This window comes from Georgenia subflava (assembly GCF_009193155.1).
In the GTDB taxonomy this organism is placed as follows: Bacteria; Actinomycetota; Actinomycetes; order Actinomycetales; family Actinomycetaceae; genus Georgenia; species Georgenia subflava.
This window is the reverse complement of sequence record NZ_VUKD01000001.1, coordinates 749530-767374: the sequence shown is the minus strand read 5'-3', so window position 1 is coordinate 767374 and position 17845 is coordinate 749530. Positions and strand designations below refer to the sequence as shown.

The 17845-nt window shown below is 72.4% G+C and carries 21 protein-coding genes; 9 read left to right on the top strand and 12 right to left on the bottom strand.

What is annotated here, in order from left to right; translation table 11 throughout:
- Positions 1-13: 13 nt before the first annotated feature.
- Positions 14-313, bottom strand: coding sequence for a hypothetical protein (locus GD748_RS03535; RefSeq protein WP_226920711.1), 300 nt, complete (start codon positions 311-313; stop codon positions 14-16).
- A gap of 1 nt (position 314) precedes the next feature.
- A complete protein-coding gene (locus tag GD748_RS03530) occupies positions 315-899 on the bottom strand; it encodes a DUF6668 family protein (protein ID WP_152193787.1) in 585 nt (194 codons plus the stop codon).
- Positions 900-1063: 164 nt separating this feature from the next.
- Between GD748_RS03530 and GD748_RS20110 the strand changes: the two genes are divergently transcribed.
- From GD748_RS20110 to GD748_RS03500, 6 genes are all read left to right on the top strand, one after another.
- Entirely contained in the window at positions 1064-1624 is a 561-nt protein-coding gene (locus GD748_RS20110) for a hypothetical protein (RefSeq protein WP_152193786.1), read from the top strand.
- A 1-nt stretch (position 1625) separates the two neighbouring features.
- Positions 1626-2708 carry a M23 family metallopeptidase gene (locus tag GD748_RS03520; RefSeq protein ID WP_152193785.1) on the top strand — a complete coding sequence of 361 codons (1083 nt, stop codon included), beginning with the start codon at positions 1626-1628 and terminating at the stop codon, positions 2706-2708.
- A 104-nt stretch (positions 2709-2812) separates the two neighbouring features.
- Entirely contained in the window at positions 2813-3094 is a 282-nt protein-coding gene (locus tag GD748_RS03515; protein WP_152193784.1) for a hypothetical protein, read from the top strand.
- Between the two features lie 108 nt (positions 3095-3202).
- Complete coding sequence (locus tag GD748_RS03510; RefSeq protein WP_152193783.1) at positions 3203-4096, top strand: hypothetical protein; 894 nt, start codon at positions 3203-3205, stop codon at positions 4094-4096.
- Complete coding sequence (locus tag GD748_RS03505; protein ID WP_152193782.1) at positions 4093-4530, top strand: phage holin family protein; 438 nt, start codon at positions 4093-4095, stop codon at positions 4528-4530. Before GD748_RS03510 ends, GD748_RS03505 begins: the two co-directional genes overlap by 4 nt.
- On the top strand, positions 4527-5174 hold the full coding sequence (locus tag GD748_RS03500) for a DUF3618 domain-containing protein (RefSeq protein WP_152193781.1): 648 nt from the start codon (positions 4527-4529) through the stop codon (positions 5172-5174). The genes GD748_RS03505 and GD748_RS03500 overlap by 4 nt, the downstream gene beginning before the upstream one ends.
- Before the next feature lie 60 nt (positions 5175-5234).
- Here GD748_RS03500 and GD748_RS03495 read toward each other — a convergent pair whose 3' ends face one another.
- Both GD748_RS03495 and GD748_RS03490 read right to left on the bottom strand, forming a co-directional pair.
- Complete coding sequence (locus tag GD748_RS03495) at positions 5235-6335, bottom strand: App1 family protein (protein WP_152193780.1); 1101 nt, start codon at positions 6333-6335, stop codon at positions 5235-5237.
- A gap of 161 nt (positions 6336-6496) precedes the next feature.
- A complete protein-coding gene (locus GD748_RS03490; RefSeq protein WP_152193779.1) occupies positions 6497-6730 on the bottom strand; it encodes a DUF6458 family protein in 234 nt (77 codons plus the stop codon).
- 296 nt (positions 6731-7026) lie between these two features.
- Here GD748_RS03490 and GD748_RS03485 point away from each other — a divergent pair, with 296 nt between their 5' ends.
- The 3 genes from GD748_RS03485 (at position 7027) to GD748_RS03475 (ending at position 10196) form a co-directional block, all read left to right on the top strand.
- Entirely contained in the window at positions 7027-8616 is a 1590-nt protein-coding gene (locus GD748_RS03485; protein WP_152193778.1) for an OmpA family protein, read from the top strand.
- A gap of 252 nt (positions 8617-8868) precedes the next feature.
- Positions 8869-9543, top strand: a complete 675-nt coding sequence (locus GD748_RS03480; protein ID WP_152193777.1) for a maleylpyruvate isomerase family mycothiol-dependent enzyme — start codon at positions 8869-8871, stop codon at positions 9541-9543.
- A gap of 29 nt (positions 9544-9572) precedes the next feature.
- Positions 9573-10196 (top strand): maleylpyruvate isomerase family mycothiol-dependent enzyme, encoded by a 624-nt coding sequence (locus tag GD748_RS03475; RefSeq protein ID WP_193312846.1) that lies wholly within the window; start codon positions 9573-9575, stop codon positions 10194-10196.
- A 55-nt stretch (positions 10197-10251) separates the two neighbouring features.
- Here the strand turns inward: GD748_RS03475 and GD748_RS03470 are convergent, their stop codons facing one another.
- The 8 genes from GD748_RS03470 to GD748_RS03435 all read right to left on the bottom strand — a co-directional run bounded on the left by GD748_RS03470 (position 10252) and on the right by GD748_RS03435 (position 17583).
- Positions 10252-11034 (bottom strand): amino acid ABC transporter ATP-binding protein, encoded by a 783-nt coding sequence (locus tag GD748_RS03470; protein WP_152193775.1) that lies wholly within the window; start codon positions 11032-11034, stop codon positions 10252-10254.
- On the bottom strand, positions 11031-11816 hold the full coding sequence (locus GD748_RS03465) for an amino acid ABC transporter permease (protein ID WP_152193774.1): 786 nt from the start codon (positions 11814-11816) through the stop codon (positions 11031-11033). The genes GD748_RS03470 and GD748_RS03465 overlap by 4 nt, the downstream gene beginning before the upstream one ends.
- Positions 11817-11822: 6 nt before the next feature.
- Entirely contained in the window at positions 11823-12647 is an 825-nt protein-coding gene (locus tag GD748_RS03460; protein ID WP_152193773.1) for an ABC transporter substrate-binding protein, read from the bottom strand.
- Positions 12648-12956: 309 nt separating this feature from the next.
- A complete protein-coding gene (locus GD748_RS03455) occupies positions 12957-13865 on the bottom strand; it encodes a sugar kinase (protein WP_226920709.1) in 909 nt (302 codons plus the stop codon).
- Between the two features lie 167 nt (positions 13866-14032).
- Positions 14033-14725, bottom strand: a complete 693-nt coding sequence (eda, locus tag GD748_RS03450; RefSeq protein ID WP_152193771.1) for a bifunctional 4-hydroxy-2-oxoglutarate aldolase/2-dehydro-3-deoxy-phosphogluconate aldolase — start codon at positions 14723-14725, stop codon at positions 14033-14035.
- A 4-nt stretch (positions 14726-14729) separates the two neighbouring features.
- Positions 14730-15701, bottom strand: a complete 972-nt coding sequence (locus GD748_RS03445; RefSeq protein WP_152193770.1) for a C-terminal binding protein — start codon at positions 15699-15701, stop codon at positions 14730-14732.
- Positions 15702-15732: 31 nt separating this feature from the next.
- Positions 15733-16758, bottom strand: coding sequence for a zinc-binding dehydrogenase (locus GD748_RS03440; protein WP_152193769.1), 1026 nt, complete (start codon positions 16756-16758; stop codon positions 15733-15735).
- A 57-nt stretch (positions 16759-16815) separates the two neighbouring features.
- A complete protein-coding gene (locus GD748_RS03435) occupies positions 16816-17583 on the bottom strand; it encodes an SDR family oxidoreductase (RefSeq protein WP_152193768.1) in 768 nt (255 codons plus the stop codon).
- Positions 17584-17845 lie beyond the last annotated feature (262 nt).

Genomic DNA, 17845 nt, shown 5'->3' with positions numbered 1-17845 from the left:
GTCCACCGCCGGCTCAGGCCAGTGCACCGACGAGGAAGTAGGCGGCGCTGATGACGATCACGCCCGCGAGCGCCATGCCGATGCGGCCGAGGTGCTCGCCGCCCTCGCCGCGCCGCGAGTTCACGGCCATCAGGGCGCCGGCGACGATCAGGCCGAGCACGCAGATCCCCAGGGCGACCCACTTCGACCAGGCGAGCACCTCGAGGAAGCCCTCGGTGCCCGGTGGCGCCTCGCCACGGCCGGGGTCGGGGACGTTCGTGAGGACGAGGACGTGGGCCGCCGTCAGGAGCTCCAGGGCGCCGGCGGGGACCACGTCAGCCTTTCCCCGGGCGAGCGCCGGTGAGGAGGGAGCTCAGGTCGCGGCGCAGGCGGTCGAGGGCGGCCGGTGCGGTGGTGGGCTCCCCGGTCAGCCGCCAGGAGGGCACCCACGGCACCGACCACGTCCGGGGCACGCCGCCGGCCACGAGCCGTGCGAAGTCACGCAGCGGGGTGGGCGTGCGGCCGGGGGCGTCGGCCATGAGGACGAGGCCGAGCAGCTGCACGCCCGGCACGTCCCCGGCGGCCCACTGGGTGGCCGCCACCTGTGCGGCCCGCAGCCCGGTGAGGCTGGTGCGGGCGACGAGCACGACGTCGTGCGGCGCGTCGGTGCCGGGGGGAACCGGCCAGGCGTGGTCGGCGGCAGCCGAGCCGCCCACCAGGGCGGCGAGAGTGGACTCACCGGCTCCGCCGTGGGCGCCGAGCCACCAGGGCTGCGCCCGTCGCGGACGCACCCGGACCGCGAGGGCGTGCTCGGGAGAGGGGACGCCGCGCTGCGGCATAGCCGGCCCGGTGGGCACCGGGAAGGTGACGCTCGCCTCGACGGTACCGGCCCGCCGGTCCTCGACCCGGTTCAGCCCCATGTGCCGATCCCCCGTCTCTCCGCACGATCGTGCGGAGCTGTCGCTGTCGAACCCTCATCATGCGTCTTTCTCAGCCATCATGGTGACCCAGTTCACTCTATTGGGACAGTGCAACGGGGGAGGCGATCTCGCCCGCGCACGTGGTACCGGGGAATGAGGTGGTGGTGGGATCCACCCGCACTGCCGTTCGGGCTGCGGCGGCCGCGCTCGTGGTGGCCGTGCTCCTGCCGGCGTGCACCGGCCCGGGGCCCGGTCCGGCCCCGACCACCGTCGCCCCGTCCCCGACGCCCACCGGCGCGGCCACCACGCCCGTGCCTGCGCCGTCCGCCCCGGCCGGCGCCCCGCTGCACGCGCCCGGGGACGAGGAGGTGACCGGGGCGCCGGTGCCGGTCTGGGACGACGCCTCCCGTGCGCAGGCGCGGACGGTGGCAGGGGAGGCGATGCGGCTCTACGCCCGTCCCGCCGCCGACCCCGAGCAGTGGTGGGCGGAGCTCTCCGGTCTGCTGACCCCCGGGGCGCAGCAGGACTACCAGTGGGTCCAGCCCGCCTCGATCCCCGCGACGACGGTGAGCGGCGAACCGGTCGTGGCCGAGGAGCCGAGCGTCTACCTCGCGCGGGTGGACGTCGCCACCGACGTCGGCGTCTACCAGGTTCTCCTCTCCCGCCAGGACGGCCCCACGGACTGGCTGGTCGAGCGGATCACGCCGCCCGAGGGGGCGGGCTGAGATGCGTGCGGCGGTCGTGGCAGCGGTGCTCGCCCTGGCGGCGAGCCTGGTCGCCGTCGTCGCGCTCGTGCTGTACATCGACGCCGAGGACGACGCCCTCGCCGCGTGCAACGTGGGCGGCCCGGGCATCCGGGTGGAGCTGGCCGGGGCGGAGCTGGCGGAGATCAACGGCTACGGCGGCGTCCAGCTCGCCAACGCCGCGGCGATCATCAACGCCGGCGCGGACCTGGGCCTGAGCGTGCGTGACCAGACGATCGGTGTGATGACCGCGATGGGGGAGTCGAGCCTGCAGGTGCTCGACCACGGCGACCTCGCCGGGCCGGACTCGCGGGGCCTGTTCCAGCAGCGCGACAACGGTGCCTGGGGCACCTACGAGGAGCGGATGGATCCCACCGCGTCGGCGACGATGTTCTTCGAGAAGCTGGCCGCCGTCGCCGATCGTGGCCTGCTGCCGCCGACGATCGTCGCGCACCGCGTCCAGGTCAACGCCGACCCCTACCACTACGAGCGGTACTGGCGCGACGCCGTCGCCGTCGTGAACGGGCTCGCCGGGGAGGACCTGGCGGCCCTGGCCGCGTCGGCGGGGCCGAGCCCGTGCTCGGCCCTGTCCGTCGGGGCGGTCACCGCGGAGGGCTGGACGTCGCCGATCCTGGGCAACGTCCGCTACTCCTCCGCGTTCGGTCAGCGCGTGCACCCGATCACCGGGCAGCTGACCCTGCACTCGGGTGCCGACCTCGCGGCCCCGGACGGGCACCCGATCTACGCGGCGGCCGACGGGATCGTCACCGTCGCCGGGCCGTCCTCCGGCGGGAACTCCGGGTACATGGTCGCCGTCGACCACGGCGGCGGCGTCCAGTCCAGGTACGTCCATCCCTGGCCGAGCGGGATCCTGGTGCGGGTGGGTGACGTCGTCACCGCCGGCCAGCAGATCGCCCGCGTGGGCTCCTCCGGCAACTCCACCGGGCCGCACCTGCACTTCGAGATCCGGGTCGGCGGGATCCCCGTCGAGCCGATCCGGTTCCTCGCCGACCGCGGCGTCGAGCTGCCCGGGACGCGGCGCGCCACGGTGGCCGCCGCGGGCTGAGGCGAGAGGTGGGCGCCTTTCTGCGGCGGAGGACGCCCGGCGGTGGAAGGATCGGGGGACAGGGCACCCCGGCGGGCGCCTCCTGCGAGCCACAGGAGGAGACGATGACGGCCTTCGAGTCTCCGCGGGCCCGGCGGGAGCGCGAGCGTGCCGCCCGTCACCGGGCGTTCGACGAGCTCGCCCAGCTGGTCTCCGAGGGCGTGGTGCCGCACGACGTCGCCGTCGCCATGTTCCGCGAGCTGGCGCCGCGCAGCGTCCAGGACACCCTGCCCTTCGACGACCCCGACCTGCGGCGGCACGAGCACCAGTACGACCCGGTGGTGGGCCAGGAGTGGTGCCTGCAGTGCAACAGCACGGCGGAGAGCTGCCGGGCCGGCGGCCTCTGACACGTCTCCGCGCCGATTCTCGCCTGGGTGCGACAGCGGGCGTATCAGGGCTTACCTTGTTCAAGAGCGTTGCGCAAACGCTTCACTGGGCCAAGGAAGGGACTGACCATGACTGAGGGGACAAGCCGTCCGGGAGACCCGTTCGGTACGGGTGGCGACGCAGGTCGTGCGACGACCCCGCCGCCGACGAGCCAGCCGCCGGCGTACCCGCCGGTGCGCGAGCCGGGGGCCGGAGCGGCGGTCGTACCGCCGACGGACGAGCCGCAGGGCACGAAGGACACCGCCAAGGAGGAGGCGTCCCACCTGGCCGGCACGGCCAAGGAGGATGCCGGGCAGGTCAAGGACACGGCCAAGGACGCGGCGAAGGAGACGGCGCACGAGGCCACCGACCAGGCCAGGCGCGCCGCCACCGAGGCCAAGAACCAGGCCAAGGACCTGTTCGACCAGACCCGCGGTGAGCTCACCGAGCAGACGAGCTCCCAGCAGCGTCGCCTCGCGGGCGGGCTGCGCAGCTTCTCGGGCGAGCTGAGCTCGATGGCCGACGGCTCGCAGGAGCAGGGGCTCGCCACGGACCTGGCGAAGCAGGCGTCGTCCTACGTGGACAAGGTCGGGCGCTGGCTCGAGGACCGCGAGCCGGGCGACGTGCTCGACGAGGTCTCGCGCTACGCCCGGCGTCACCCCGGCACCTTCATGGTGATTGCAGCCGGGCTCGGGCTGGTCGCCGGACGGGTGGCACGCAGCCTCAAGGACAGCAGCAGCGGGGGTGAGTCAGGCGGCGGTGCGTCCGGCTACGGATCCGTCGGGACCCAGGCCGGCTCCACGTCCCGGCCCGCACCGGCGGGGTACCCGGCCGACTACGGCACGGGCGGGCGGTACCGGGCGGGCGAGCAGGTGACCACCGAGTACGCACCGCCCGGCGGCACGCCGACGACGGGGACGACCGGCCCGGCATACACCGCGCCGACGGACCCGCCGGTGCCCGGCACCGGTGGCGTCCGATGACCGCCCCCGACGGCCCCGGCCGCACGAACGACGCCCCGCAGGCGTCCGTCGGGGAGCTCTTCGGTGAGGTCAGCAAGGATCTCTCGGCGCTGGTGCGTCAGGAGATCGCCCTGGCCAAGGCCGAGACCGCCGACTCGGCGAAGAAGGCCGGCAAGGGGGCGGGGATGTTCGGCGGCGCCGCCTGGGCCGCGCACTTCTTCCTCCTCTTCGCCTCCCTCGCCCTGTGGTGGGCGCTCGGGGCGATGATCGGAGACGGCGACGACAACCCGGCCCTCGGCTGGGCGGCGCTGATCGTCGCCGTCATCTGGGCCGTCGTCGCCGCCGTGCTGGCCATGCAGGGCAAGAAGCAGATGAAGCGTGTCCGGGGCGTCCCCCAGACCGCCGACACCGTCAAGAAGATCCCGGATGCACTCAAGGGAGAGAACAAGCCATGACCACGAGCAACGACCCGGACCAGATCCGTGCCGACATCGAGCGCACCAGGGCAGAGCTGAGCGACGACGTCGACGCCCTGACCGACAAGGTCAGCCCTTCGCGGGTGGCCGAACGCCAGACCGAGAAGGTCAAGAACAAGGTCGGCGGTGTGCGGGACAAGATCTTCGGCGCCGCCGACGACGCCCGCGGGAGCGTCTCCGACCGTGCTGACTCGCTCAGGGACAGCGCGGGCTCGCTGAAGGACAGCGCCCGCGAGGCGCCGCACGAGCTCAAGGCCCAGGCCGAGGGCAACCCTGTCGCCGCCGGCCTGATCGCGTTCGGCGTCGGGCTCCTCGCCGCCTCGCTCATCCCCTCCTCCCGCAAGGAGCAGGAGCTGGTGGGGCAGGTCAAGGAGAGCGACGCCCTCCACGAGGTCACCGAGGAGGCCAAGGGCATGGGCCAGGAGATGGCCGACCACCTCCGTGAGCCGGCGAAGGAGGCGGCGGAGCAGGTCAAGGCCACCGCCACCGAGGGGGCCCAGCAGGTCAAGGACACCGCGACCAGCGGGGCCGAGGACGTCAAGGGCGAGGCCCAGGGCGCGACCGAGGACGTCCGTGGCCAGGCGCAGGACTCCAAGGACCGGATCCAGGACAGCCGCGGCTGACCTGCAGCACGGACGGCGTCCCGGGGAGCACTCCTCGGGACGCCGTTCTGCGTGGCCGGGCTACCGCTCGACGGCAGCCGCGGCCCGCCGCTCGTCGACGACCTTCGGCAGCAGCGTGGCCAGGGCGTGACCGTCACGACCCTGCACCGTCGGGACGCCGTGCTCGGCGGTGGCGTTGCGCAGCGCGGTGGGCTCCTCGATCGCCTCGGTCGTGCCGTGCGCCAGGACCTGCTCGGCCGGGCTGAGCTGGCGGATCGCGATCGCGCCGATGTGACGGGGGTGCTCGCGGGCGATCTCGTCGTAGATCATCGGGTCGTGCTGGCCGTCGTCGCCGACCAGCACCCACCGGATGTCCGGGAACGTGATGAGCAGGTTCCGCAGCTGGGTACGCTTGTGCTCCACGCCCGAGCGGAACAGTCCTGTCGGTGTCGGCCCCCAGTCCGTCATGAGCATCGGCCCCTCCGGGTACCCGTTCTTGTCCATGAAGCGCCGCAGCGTCGGTGCCGTGTTCCAGGCGCCGGTGGAGAGGTAGAAGACCGGCGCGGTCGGGTGGTCGGCCAGCACCTGCCGGTAGAGGTCGGCCATGCCGGGCACCGCGCGGCGGGCCGAGGTGTGGCGCACGAACGTGTTCCAGGCGGCGATGAGCGCGCGCGGCAGCATCGTGACCATGATGGTGTCGTCGATGTCCGAGACGATGCCGGTGCGCACCTCGGGGTCGACCACGAGCACCTCGGCGGTGACGGGCTCGGCCGCACGGGCGTCGATGACGACCTCGTGCCAGCCAGGCTCCAGCCCGTGGTCGCGGACCATGACGTCGATGTAGCCGCCGCGGTCCGTCGTCGAGCGGATCTCCTGCCCGCCGGCCCGCACCGTGACGGGCAGGAAGCCGACCTGGGCGGTGAAGAAGGACCGCCAGCCGCGCTGCGCCTCGGCGGCGACGTTGATCGGGCCGACCGGTGCGGTCTCGTCCGCCTCCTCCGGGTCCTCGGCCTCGGTGTGCGGGTCGGACATGACCACCCGGCCGAGCACGTGCAGGGAACGCACCGAGCCGTACCCGGTGAGACCGATGACTCGTGGGCGCCAGCCCCGGTCCTTGAGGTAGACGACGCTCTTGCGGTTGATCGCGTCCTCGACGGAGGCGGCGATGCGCGACAGGCCCATGGGAGCCACGCTAACGGCCCACGGCCCGCTCGGCTCTCTCTCGTGCCGTGCGAGCGCGGTCGGTGGCGGGAGATCGTCGCCCGGAGATCGAAGGGCCGGCCCACGCGTGCGCGCGGGACCGGCCCTGTGGTCCGCCGTCGGTCGGCGGAGCCTTCCGCGGGTCAGACCGTCCCGTCACCGTGGAGGTGGCGGTCGTCGCGGCGCTCGACCCGTTCCGTGTGGGTGGTGTTGGTGCGCTGGCTGTGCATGATCAGCGCGATGATCAGGGCGATCACACCAGCGCCCATGCAGATGTAGCCGACCATCGTCAGGTCGACACCCTCGATCACGTCGGACACCGCGAAAGCCAGGATGGCGCCGATCACGATGAGGAAGATTCCCCCTCCGATACCCATGCGTCGCTCCTTCTTCTGTGGACCCGGCGGTGCGGGTCTGGTGTCGCCAGTGTGTCGTGGGGGGTGCTCGGCCGCATCCGGAGCGGCGTCGTAGCGCCGATCGCCTCATACGTGTGAGGGGGCCCGATCGCGCAGGCGTATGCCAAGGAGCCGTGGGCGGGCGAGCCAGGGAGCCGGTCGGCTCAAGCGTGTACCAAGGAACCGGTCGCGTCAGGCGTGTACCAAGGAACCGGTCGCCTCATGCGTGTGCCGAGGTCCGGTCCGGCCTGCGGGATCCCCTTGCCTAGGATGTGGACGTGCTGACTCCCTCCCTCCGTGCCGTCGTCGGGTCTGTCGGAATCGCGCTGGCGCTCGCAGCGTGCTCGGGGACGGAACCGGCCTCAGAAGGACCTACGGCTCCCGCAGAGACTGCCGAGGCGTCCGCCGCCCAGGACGAGACGAGCAGCCCCGAGACCGCGGAGGCGGTCGTCGTCGACGGGGAGATCGATGGCGCGACGGTCGAGCTGGGCCTCGGCCCTGTCGTCCGGGACGGCGAGCTCGCCGTGCTCCCGGTCTCGATCACGGCGACAGGTGGCGGGGAGGATATCTACCTGCCGGTCCAGTTCGGCTTCACCTGGACCGGTACGGGACCGGCACGTCCGACGAACCTGCGGCTGGTCGACACCGAGGAGCGCACCGTCTCGCTCACGGCCCACGACGCCGAGGGGGTACGAGCGGTCGAGAACGAGGAGAAGTTCGCCCGGGTGGGCGGCGAGACGGTCGTCTTCCACGCCGTGTTCGCGGCCCCCTCGACAGACACCACGGCGGTGCTCGTCCCCCACCTCGGTCTCGTCGACGATGTGCCGGTCGTCGACGAGGGGGAGGTGGGCGTGGCGGAGGTCGCCGCCATGATCGACGCGACGCCGGAGGAGCTCACCGCCCCGGTCCGGCCGCTCGCCGTCTACCGCGAGGTCGACGAGGGCACCGTGCGGACCCGGGAGGTCGAGGACGTCACGACCGTCGCCATCGCCACCGACGTCCTCTTCGCACCGGACTCCGCAGATCTCTCCCCGGAGGCCGACGCCGCCCTCGAGGCCGCCGGCAGGGACCTGGCCGGCGCTGACCCCGGCGAGCTGACCGTGGTGGGGCACACCGACGACGTGGGAACCGAGCAGCACAACCAGGAGCTCTCGCAGCGGCGCGCGGACGCCGTGGCGACCCGGCTGGGCGAGCTGGTCGACCTCTCGTCCTTCGAGGTCACGGTGGAGGGGCGCGCCTTCCGCGACCCCGCCGTCGACGGCACCTCCGCCGAGGCGCGGGCGCTGAACCGGCGCGTCGAGCTGGAGTTCGCGACCCCGGACCCGAGCAGTGCGCAGGCCGAGCCCGAGCCGTCCGCCGGTGCTCTGCCGGCCGCCACCGGTCCGGTCGGCAACGTCGACGAGGGTGTCGTCGTCGGTTACCGGGAGTGGGACGGCGAGGTGAAGATCGACGTGGAGCGGATCCGCCGGGTGGGTCGGACGCTCGTCGGGGACCTGCGTGTCGAGCGTGTCGCGGGCGAGCCCGCGATCGCCGGCTGGGCGGTCAACCAGGGCACCAAGGACGCCCGCGGGGCGTGGAACCCCCAGCTCCAGATGGCTGCCACCGGGGTCACCCTGCTCGTCGGGGACCAGCGGGTCTTCCCCCTCGACTACGCCCTGCGCGACGAGGACGACGCCGATCGTCACCCGCTGGCGGAGCTGGAGATGCGCGGCGTGCTCGAGGTGGGTGGCTGGGACACGGCAACCGTCGTGTGGCCCGACGTGGGCGCGGACACGGTGACCGTCGACATGCCGGCGACCCTGGTGGCCGGGGAACGCACCACCTCCGGTGCGCAGTGGCGCATCACGGACGTGCCGATCGAGGAGTAGCCGCCGACCTGTGCCTCGGCTGTCCTCGGCGCGTCGTCCGCCTGGGTCTGTCGAGCCATTTCGCTGCCGAAGTGGTCGCTATAGCAACCGATCTGGCAGTGAAGCTCGCTCGGGTGACGAGAGTCCGGCGTCGCGAACGTGGTCCTGTGCAGTCAAGGAGCAGTCTCGAGATGGGCGCCGGGCGCGACATCTTCGGGCAGACTTCGGACGGACCGCACCCGGGCCCGAGCCCGCACCGTCGAGGGAGCCGTATTGCGCAGGTCATCGAGAGCCCTCTGGGAAGTCGTCCACGACGAGCGACGGCGGCTGGTCGGCCACCTCGCCGACCTGAGCGTCGCGCAGTGGGGCACCGCGTCGCTGTGCCCCGGCTGGGACGTCCATGACGTGCTGGCACATCTGGTGGACACCGCCCTGACGGGCAGGCTCTCGTTCGTGCGCGACATGATCGCTGCACGGATGGACTTCGACCGTGCGAACGAGCGTGGGATCGCCCGGGCCAGGAGGGCGAACCCGCGCGAGACGCTGGCGGAGCTGCGACGTGCGGCCGACCTGAGTCGCACGCCGCCGGCGAGCCTGGACACCAGGCTGGTCGAGGCGGTCGTGCACGGCGAGGACATCCGTCGCCCGCTTGGCATCGGGGCCGCCTACCCGCACTGGGCCGTGGCGCGCGCCCTCGCCTACCAGCTGCGCACGCCGGTCCGCTTCGGGGGTGGGCGGGAACGGGCCGCCGGACTCATGCTGGTCGACACCTCCACCGGGACGACACATGGCACGGGTCCGGGGGTCGAAGCGGCGGCCGTCGACCTGCTCATGGCGGTGTCCGGTCGCCCCGTCGCCCCGTCGCGTCTCACCGGAGCCGGTGTGGCCCGGCTCGTGCCCGAGGACATGCCTCACCCCGACCCGCCGGACCAGACGGGCCGACCTTGACCTCCACCACCGACGCCCGGCTCTGGGCGATGATCCACTCAGCCCGCCGCAGCCTCGCCGAGGACCTGGCCCACCTCGGTGCGGAGCAGTGGCACACACCCTCGTTGTGCTCCGACTGGGACGTCGAGCACGTGGTGGCCCACCTGACCGCTGGGGCCACCGTCGGGCGTCTGCGCTGGCTACGGTCCATCGTCGGTGCCCGCTTCCGCCCGGCGGTGCACAACGAGCGGCGGCTCCGTGAGCAGCTCGGCGCCACGCCGGCACAGACGCTCGAGCGGTTCCGGGCCGTCGTCGAGAGCACGACCGCGCCATCGAAGGACACCGCCGCCTACCTCGGGGAAGTTCTCGTCCACAGCCAGGACGTCCGGGTGCCGCTCGGTATCCAGAGCGAGCCTGACGTCGATGCGCTCACGCACGTCGCGCACTTCTTCGCCCGGCGCGACTTCGCCGTTCAGAGCCGGTCGATGGTGCGCGGCCTGCGGCTGCGCGCGACCGACGGGAGGTTTGCGGTCGGCGACGGCCCGGCCGTCGAAGGTCCGACACTCGCCCTGGTGATGACGATGGCCGGCCGGGACGCCTACGTCGGCCAGCTCGACGGCCCCGGCCGGACGACCGTCGAGGGACGGCTCGGGACCGGACCAGCCTCCGGCTAAGCAGCGTGAACGTCGTACCGGGTGCACAGGTGTCAGGTGCGGGGGCAGGTGCGGGTCAGAGCACCTTGGACAAGAACGCCTGGGTGCGCTGGTGGCGCGGGTTCGCCAGCACCTCGGCCGGGTCGCCCTCCTCGACGATGACGCCGTCGTCCATGAAGATCAGGCGGTCGCCGACCTCGCGGGCGAAGCCCATCTCGTGGGTGACGACCATCATCGTCATCCCGGAGGACGCGAGGTCCTGCATCACCTCGAGCACCTCGCCGACGAGCTCGGGGTCCAGGGCCGAGGTGGGCTCGTCGAAGAGCATCATGTCCGGGTTCATGCACAGCGAGCGGGCGATGGCGACCCGCTGCTGCTGGCCGCCCGACAGGTGCCCGGGGTGGTCGGTGGCCTTCTCCGCCAGCCCGACCCGCTCGAGCATCGCGCGGGCGACCTCCTGCGACTCCTTCTTCGGCCGGCGCAGCACCCGCTCCTGGGCGACCGTCAGGTTGCGCAGCACCGTCATGTGCGGGAACAGGTTGAACTGCTGGAACACCATGCCGATGCGGGTGCGGATGCGGTCGATGTCGACGTCCTCGTCGAGGATGTCCGTGCCCTCGATGCGGATCGACCCGCTGGTCGGCTGCTCGAGCAGGTTGACCGTGCGGAGCAGCGTCGACTTGCCCGACCCGGACGGCCCGACGACGCACACCACCTCGCCGGGCCGGACGAGCAGGTCGATCCCCTTGAGCACCTCGTTGTCGCCGAAGCTCTTGTGCAGGTCGCGGATCTCGATCGCGGCGACGTCGGACGCCGGGTTGTCGACGCTGCTCGGGTCACGTGGGGTGCCTGTGGTCATCGGGTCTTCGCCAGCTTCCTCTCCAGGACCGCGACCAGCCGCGTCAGCGGGATGGTGACGAGCAGGTAGAGCATCGCGGCCATGATCAGCGGCGTGCCGTTCGCGTGCGTGGTCAGCCCGTCTCGGGCGAAGGTGGTCAGCTCCTTGGTGAACACGGTCGAGCCGGCGATGAACAGCAGCGAGGTGTCCTTGAGCAGCAGGACGAACTCGTTGGTCATCGGCGGGATCGTGATCCGCATGCCCTGCGGCAGGATCACCCAGAACATCGTCTTGGTGGGGGACATGCCGAGCGAGCGGGCGGCCTCGGCCTGGCCCTTCGGCACCGCCTCGATGCCGGACCGGATCACCTCGGCCATATAGGCCGAGGCCACGAGGATGAGCCCGACCAGGCCCGCGCCGACCTGGCCTCCCGGCACCCGCACGCCCAGGGCGATCGGCAGCATGTACGCCATCGCGAAGATCGTCAGCAGCGCCGGGACCCCGCGGAACAGCTCGATGTAGGCGGTCGCGAACCAGCGGTACGGCCCGACGGAGGAGAGCTTGAGCAGGGCCATGAACACGCCGAGCAGCAGCCCGCCGGCGAAGGAGATGACCGTGAACAGGATCGTGTTCTTCAGCGCGATCGTGATGATCCCGGGCAGCTGCTCGCGTGCGACGTCCCAGCGGAAGAACTGGTTGATGATGCGTTCCCAGTCCGTGGCCACGAGGACGAGCACCACCACCGCGACGAAGATCGCGTAGTTGGTGCCCCGGTACAGGCGCCGGCGGGTGGACCTGCGCATCGGACGTCAGGAACCGTCGGCGCTGAAGTACGAGTCGTAGATCTCCTGGTAGGTGCCGTCGTCGCGCAGCGCCTGCAGCTCGGCGTTGACGGCCTCGAGCAGCTCGGGCTTCAGGTCCTTGCCGAAGGCGAAGCCGTACTGCTCACCCGTGTCGTACTCCTCGACGAGGAGGTAGTTCTCGTCCGCCTTGGCGTGCTCGACGTTGACGGGCTGGTCCTGGAGGATCGCGCCGATCTGGCCGGCCTGGAGCGCGGGCCAGAGCTCGCCGTCACCGGGGTACTCCGCGAGGGTGGTGCCCTCCGGCACGTTCTCCTCGGCGTAGGCCTGGCCGGTGGTGCCCTGCTGGACGCCGACGGTGACGCCGGCGAGGTCGTCGATCGACTCGATGCCGGAGTCGGCCGGGACCAGCAGCGACTGCAGCGAGTCGTAGTACGGGTCCGAGAAGTCGATGTTGGCCTGGCGCTCCTCGGTGATCGTGATGGCCGAGGCACCGATGTCGCACTGCCCGGCGGCGAGCGTGGTGCCCGACTGGAGGGCGTCGAAGCTGACGTCCGCGACGGTGAGCTCCAGGTCCAGGTTGTCGGCGATCGCCTGGAGGAGGTCGATGTCGAAGCCGCTGTAGCCGCTCGGGGTGCTGGAGTCCTCCATCTCGAACGGCACGTAGGGGACCTCGGAGCAGGCGGTGAGGGTGCCGGCCTCGACGAGGTCGAACTCCTGCCCGCCGGCCGCGGTGCCGCCGTCGGTGGTCTCCTCGCCGCCACCCCCGCAGGCGCTGAGGACGAGGGCGGCCGCCGCAGCCGCGATACCGAGTCGGATCTGACGTGCGGTCATGGTTCGCCTCCCGGGCGGTGGTGTGCTGAGCCGGCCGATCAACCCGACGTGACCACGACGATGGTGCCACGGCGGTTCGTCGGTGCTCGGCGAATCCTCCCGCAGAACATGACCCTGGTCATAGCCGTCCCACGATGTGGCGTGTCGGCCGGGCGGTTCCGAGCGGCGAGTCCGTCGATGCACCGGCAGACGTCGACGGTTCCGCGCGGCGAGCGGCTTGGTGGCCGGACCCCGCGGGACAACGGTGAGGATCCGGTGCATCTATCGCACCGGATCCTCACCGTCGACGAGCTGGCGGAGGCCGAAGGGCTATCGAGTCTCGGGTCGCACCGTCGGGCCGTGCCCGGAGCGGTAGTCGTTCGGTGACCCGAGCACCCACGCGGCGAGCGAGTGACCCAGCGCGAGACGGTCCTCGGCGCCGTCGCCGCGCAGCAGCGCCGCGAGGTAGCCGCCACCGAACGCGTCGCCGGCGCCCACGGACTCGACGACGTCGACCCTGCGGGCGGGCACCCTGGTGATGACCTCGGTCGCGCTCGTGCGGTCGACCTCGACCGCCTCGACGTCGCCGTCCTTGACCACGACGCGCCCGGCGCCCGGGAACAGGGCAGCGATCTCCTCGGCGGTCGGCGTGCCCCAGAGCACCTCGGCCTCGTCGCGCCCCACGAGCACGACGTCGGCCCGGTCGGCCAGCGGCTGGATCGTCGCCGCCGCCTCCGCCGTCGACCACAGGGCCGGGCGGTAGTTGACGTCGAGCGAGACCCCGGCGCCGGCGGCCCGCGCGGCGTCGACGACGGCCGGCAGCAGGGCACGGCAGGTCGGCGACAGCGCCGGGGTGATGCCCGAGACGTGCACCCAGCGGGCGCTCGCCATCGGCCAGCCGGCCACGTGCTCGGGCGACAGACGGGAGGCCGCCGAGCCCTTGCGGTAGTAGTAGACCTTCCTGCCCGGGTCCTTGACGTAGACGCCGGTGTTCGCGTCCGGGTCGCGGCTCACCCAGCGCGTGTCCACCCCGGAGGCGGCGATCGCGGCGAGCAGCCGGTCGCCGAGCGGGTCGGCACCGAGCGCGGAGACCCACGCTGTCCGCACACCGAGCTCGGCCAGGTGCTGGGCGAGGTTCGACTCGGCTCCGCCCGGCGAGACGGAGAAGGTCTCGGCCGTCACGAGCGGGCCCGCGTCGGTGGACGTCACCATCGCCATCGTCTCGCCGATGCACAGCACCTCGGGAAGCCCTGGTGCAGTCTCGGAAAGCCCTGGTGCAGTCTCGGGAAGCCGTGGTGCGGGCTCGGCAAGCCCGGGTGCCGGCTCGGGAAGCCCAGGTGCCGCCTCGGGAAGCCCTGGTGCCGGTTCCCGGCCGCCGGACGGAGCGCCGGTGCCCGACGGGTCGGTCATGAGCCGGCCACCAGGGCCACGGCGCCCGCGGTCAGGCGCTCGACCTGCGCGAAGTCACCGGCGGCGACGGCGGAGCCGGGAACCATCCACGACCCCCCGGCCGCCAGGACGGCGGGCACCGCGAGGTAGTCGGCCACGTTCGACTCCTTGATCCCGCCGGTGGGGACGAACCTCATCTGCGGGAACGGGCCGGTCAGCGCCTTGATCGCGGCGACGCCGCCGGAGGACTCGGCCGGGAAGAACTTCACCGTGCGCAGGCCCATCGTCAGGGCCGCCTGCACCTCGGTGGCGGTCGCCGTCCCGGGCAGCACGAGCACGCCGTGCTCCTGGCAGCGCTCGACCACCGCCCGGCTCAGCCCGGGGGAGACGACGAAGCGGGCCCCGGCGGCCACCGCGGTGTCCACCTGCTCCGGCGTCACGACCGTGCCGGCGCCCACGAGCAGGTTCGGCCCGTCGGGCTCGGTCAGTCCGGCGTCGACCATGGCGCGGACGGAGTCGGCGGCCGCCGCGGTCCGGAAGGTCACCTCGGCGACCGGCAGTCCGCCGGCCACCAGTGCGGCGCCCAGCCCGGCGGCGTCGGCGGCGTCCTCGAGGACGACCACGGGCAGCAGCCGATGGGCGCTGATGCGCGTCAGGAGCGCGGCGTCGGCGGCGGAGGTCTCCCCGCCGCCGAGGATGGCGTCGGTCATGCGATCAGGCTCCCGTGCCGGCGAGCACGGCCGGGTTGAGGACGTTGCGCGGCGTGCGCCCGGCGACCACGTCGACGACGTTCTGGATGGTGCGGCGCTTGAGCTCGGCGTAGGACTCCTCCGAGTAGAAGGCCGAGTGCGGGGTGAGCAGCACCCGGTCGAAGGTGGTCAGCGGGTGGTCCGCCGGCAGCGGCTCCGTCTCGAACACGTCCAGGCCGGCGCCCAGGATCTGGCCGGAGCGCAGCGCCTCCACGAGGGCGTCGGTGTCGACGACGCCGCCGCGCGAGGTGTTGACGACGATCGCGTCGCGGCGCATGGTGCCGAGCCGGGCGGCGTCGATCAGGTGGTGGGTCGCCGGGACGAGCGGGACGTGGATCGACAGGACCTGCGAGCGGCGCAGCAGCTCCTCGAGGTCCACGACCTCGTAGCCCTCGGCGGTGGTCCCCGGCTCGAGCAGCGGGTCGGTGACGATGACCTCGAACCCGAGGCCGGCGGCCTTGCGGGCGGTGGCGGTGCCGATGGCGCCGAGGCCCAGGACCCCGAAGGTGCGACCGGCGATCGTGTACACGGGCTGCGACGGGGTCAGGTCGGCGCTGCCGGCACGCACCCCGCGGTCCAGGACGCCGATGCCGCGGTTGACGGCCAGGGCCAGCGCGATGGCGTGGTCCGAGACCGCCTCGGTGCCGTAGTCCGGCACGTTGCACACCGCGATGCCGCGGGCGGTGGCGGCCTCGACGTCGACGGTGTCCACCCCGACGCCGTAGCGGCCGATGGCGCGCAGGCCGGGCAGGGCGTCCATGACCTCTGCGGTGATCTGGCCGTACTGCACGACGAGCCCGTCCGCGCCGGCGGAGCTCGCGATGACCTCGGTCGGGCTGGTGCCGTTGCCGAGGATCAGCTCGGCGCCCTCGGCGTCGGCCACCGCCTGCTCGATGTCGATCGAGGCGTGGTCGCAGTCTGTGATGACGATCTTCATGGGTGCTCCTCGTTCGGTGGGTTCTCGGCGCTCAGGCCTGCTCGGGGTCCTGCCACAGGGACACGACGACCTTGCCCGACGCCTGCGAGTCCTTCGCGGCGGCGAAGGCGTCGAGGGCGCTCACGGCCGGGATGTCGTGGGTGATGACGTCCTCGAACGCAGGGTTCGCGTCCAGCATCGCCACCGCCTCGTCGATCTCGTCGTTGAAGCGGAAGGAGCCGTGGACGGTGAGCTCCTTGGAGATCATCGGCGCGAGGTTGATGCCCTTCGGCTCGTTCGGGACCATCCCGACCTGGACGTAGGTGCCCGCGCGCCGCGCGGCGACCAGGGCGGCGTTGATGGCGGCGGGCACGCCGGAGCACTCGAGCACGACGTCGAACGCCATGGCCGGGATCTCCTCCTCGGTGACCTGGATCGTGCGGTGGACACCGAGGGCGCGGGCGCGCTCGAGGGGGCCGGGCAGGACGTCGGTGGCGACGACCTCGGCGGCCCCCTTGGCCAGTGCGGCCGCGGCCGTGAGCAGGCCGATCGGCCCGGACCCGGAGACCAGCACCCGCTTGCCCGCGACGCCGCCCGCGAGGGCGATGCCGTGCAGGCCCACGGCCAGCGGCTCGGCCAGGGCCGCCCGGCGCAGCGGCAGGGAGTCGGGCAGCACCCGGAGCATGTCCTTGGCGACGACGAGGTACTCGCTCATCCCGCCCTGGGTGTGCGGCCACGTCGAGGCGCTGCCGAGGTAGGCGCCGTTCGGCCAGAGGTGCCGGTGGTCCTCCAGCCCCGCCTCCGGGGTGCCGAAGGTCGCGGGGTGGATCGTGACCGGGGTGCCGGCGGCGAGCTCGCCGCTGGGGTCGAGGTCGACGGTGCCGGAGACCTCGTGACCGGGCACGAGCGGCTCGCGGACCACGAACGCGCCGTTGGCACCCTCGTTGTAGTAGTGCAGGTCGGAGCCGCAGATCCCGGCGAACGCCATGCGCAGGCGGACCTCTCCGGCTGCGGGCTCCGGGACGGGCAGCTCCTCCTCGCGCAGGTCCAGCTTGCCGTTGATGACGAGTGCTCTCATGGAAGTTCCTCGGTGGTGGTGCGTCGTGGAGTCGGGGTGCGGCGTACGGCGTGCGGATCAGACGACGGAGGTCATTCCGCCGTCGACGAAGATGTTCTGGCCGGAGACGAAGCTGGAGGCGTCCGAGGCGAGGAAGAGCAGGGCGCCGACGAGCTCGTCGACCTGTCCCCACCGCTGGGCCGGCGTGCGGCCAACGACCCAGGCGTTGAACGCCTCGTCCTCGACCAGCGCCTTGTTCATCTCGGTGGCGAAGTAGCCGGGGGAGATCGCGTTGACCTGGATGTTGAACCGGGCCAGGTCGGCGGCCATGCCCTTGGTGAGCATGACGATGCCGCCCTTGGTGGCCGCGTACGGGGCGATGGTCTGCCGGCCCAGCATCGACTGCACGGAACCGATGTTGACGACCTTGCCCGAGCCGCGCTCGGCCATCGCCCGCGTCACCTGCTGGGAGACGTAGAAGGCGCTGGAGAGGTTGGCGGCGACGATGTCGTCCCAGTCCGCGGGGTCGAACTCGTTGAACGGGGCGCGGCGCTGGATGCCGGCGTTGTTGACCAGCACGTCCGGGACGCCGTGCTCGGCGATCAGGGTGCCGATGCCGGCACGCACGGCGGCCTGGTCGGTCACGTCGAAGGAGACCGCGGGCGTCTCGGTCCCGGTGATCGCCGAGATCTGCTCACGGGCGGCCGCCAGCGCGTCACCCCCGCGCCCATGGAGCACGACCCGCGCGCCGGCCTCCGCCAGGCCCCTGGCCAGTGCGTTGCCGAGCCCGCGGGAGGAGCCGGTCACGAAGGCCAGCTTGCCGGTGATGTCGAACAGGGTACTCATCGTTGATCCTCAGACTCGTTCGGGTGGGCGCACCCGAACGATGGGGCGCCGACGGCGGTAGAGCGGGCGGCCGGGCCGGTACGTGCAGCTCGTTGTCCATCATCGCTGACGGTCGGAGCGGCCCCCCGAGACGCTCTGAGCCAAGGGTGCCATAAAGGTCATATCTTTTGCAACGGCCTGGCGCGCTGGAGACGGGTCGGCGCCCGGAATCTGGCGGGACTGCAGGAATCGTCCCCGTCCGCCACGGGGCTCCGGCCTCACC

What these genes read in the sequence shown, in the direction of transcription:
- GD748_RS03530 (WP_152193787.1), bottom strand. Translation starts at nt 899, where the DNA reads ATGGGGCTGAACCGGGTCGAGGACCGGCGGGCCGGTACCGTCGAGGCG.
- GD748_RS03520 (WP_152193785.1), top strand. Translation starts at nt 1,626, where the DNA reads ATGCGTGCGGCGGTCGTGGCAGCGGTGCTCGCCCTGGCGGCGAGCCTG.
- GD748_RS03515 (WP_152193784.1), top strand. Translation starts at nt 2,813, where the DNA reads ATGACGGCCTTCGAGTCTCCGCGGGCCCGGCGGGAGCGCGAGCGTGCC.
- GD748_RS03510 (WP_152193783.1), top strand. Translation starts at nt 3,203, where the DNA reads ATGACTGAGGGGACAAGCCGTCCGGGAGACCCGTTCGGTACGGGTGGC.
- GD748_RS03505 (WP_152193782.1), top strand. Translation starts at nt 4,093, where the DNA reads ATGACCGCCCCCGACGGCCCCGGCCGCACGAACGACGCCCCGCAGGCG.
- GD748_RS03500 (WP_152193781.1), top strand. Translation starts at nt 4,527, where the DNA reads ATGACCACGAGCAACGACCCGGACCAGATCCGTGCCGACATCGAGCGC.
- GD748_RS03495 (WP_152193780.1), bottom strand. Translation starts at nt 6,335, where the DNA reads ATGGGCCTGTCGCGCATCGCCGCCTCCGTCGAGGACGCGATCAACCGC.
- GD748_RS03490 (WP_152193779.1), bottom strand. Translation starts at nt 6,730, where the DNA reads ATGGGTATCGGAGGGGGAATCTTCCTCATCGTGATCGGCGCCATCCTG.
- GD748_RS03475 (WP_193312846.1), top strand. Translation starts at nt 9,573, where the DNA reads ATGATCCACTCAGCCCGCCGCAGCCTCGCCGAGGACCTGGCCCACCTC.
- GD748_RS03470 (WP_152193775.1), bottom strand. Translation starts at nt 11,034, where the DNA reads ATGACCACAGGCACCCCACGTGACCCGAGCAGCGTCGACAACCCGGCG.
- GD748_RS03465 (WP_152193774.1), bottom strand. Translation starts at nt 11,816, where the DNA reads ATGCGCAGGTCCACCCGCCGGCGCCTGTACCGGGGCACCAACTACGCG.
- GD748_RS03460 (WP_152193773.1), bottom strand. Translation starts at nt 12,647, where the DNA reads ATGACCGCACGTCAGATCCGACTCGGTATCGCGGCTGCGGCGGCCGCC.
- eda (WP_152193771.1), bottom strand. Translation starts at nt 14,725, where the DNA reads ATGACCGACGCCATCCTCGGCGGCGGGGAGACCTCCGCCGCCGACGCC.
- GD748_RS03445 (WP_152193770.1), bottom strand. Translation starts at nt 15,701, where the DNA reads ATGAAGATCGTCATCACAGACTGCGACCACGCCTCGATCGACATCGAG.
- GD748_RS03440 (WP_152193769.1), bottom strand. Translation starts at nt 16,758, where the DNA reads ATGAGAGCACTCGTCATCAACGGCAAGCTGGACCTGCGCGAGGAGGAG.
- GD748_RS03435 (WP_152193768.1), bottom strand. Translation starts at nt 17,583, where the DNA reads ATGAGTACCCTGTTCGACATCACCGGCAAGCTGGCCTTCGTGACCGGC.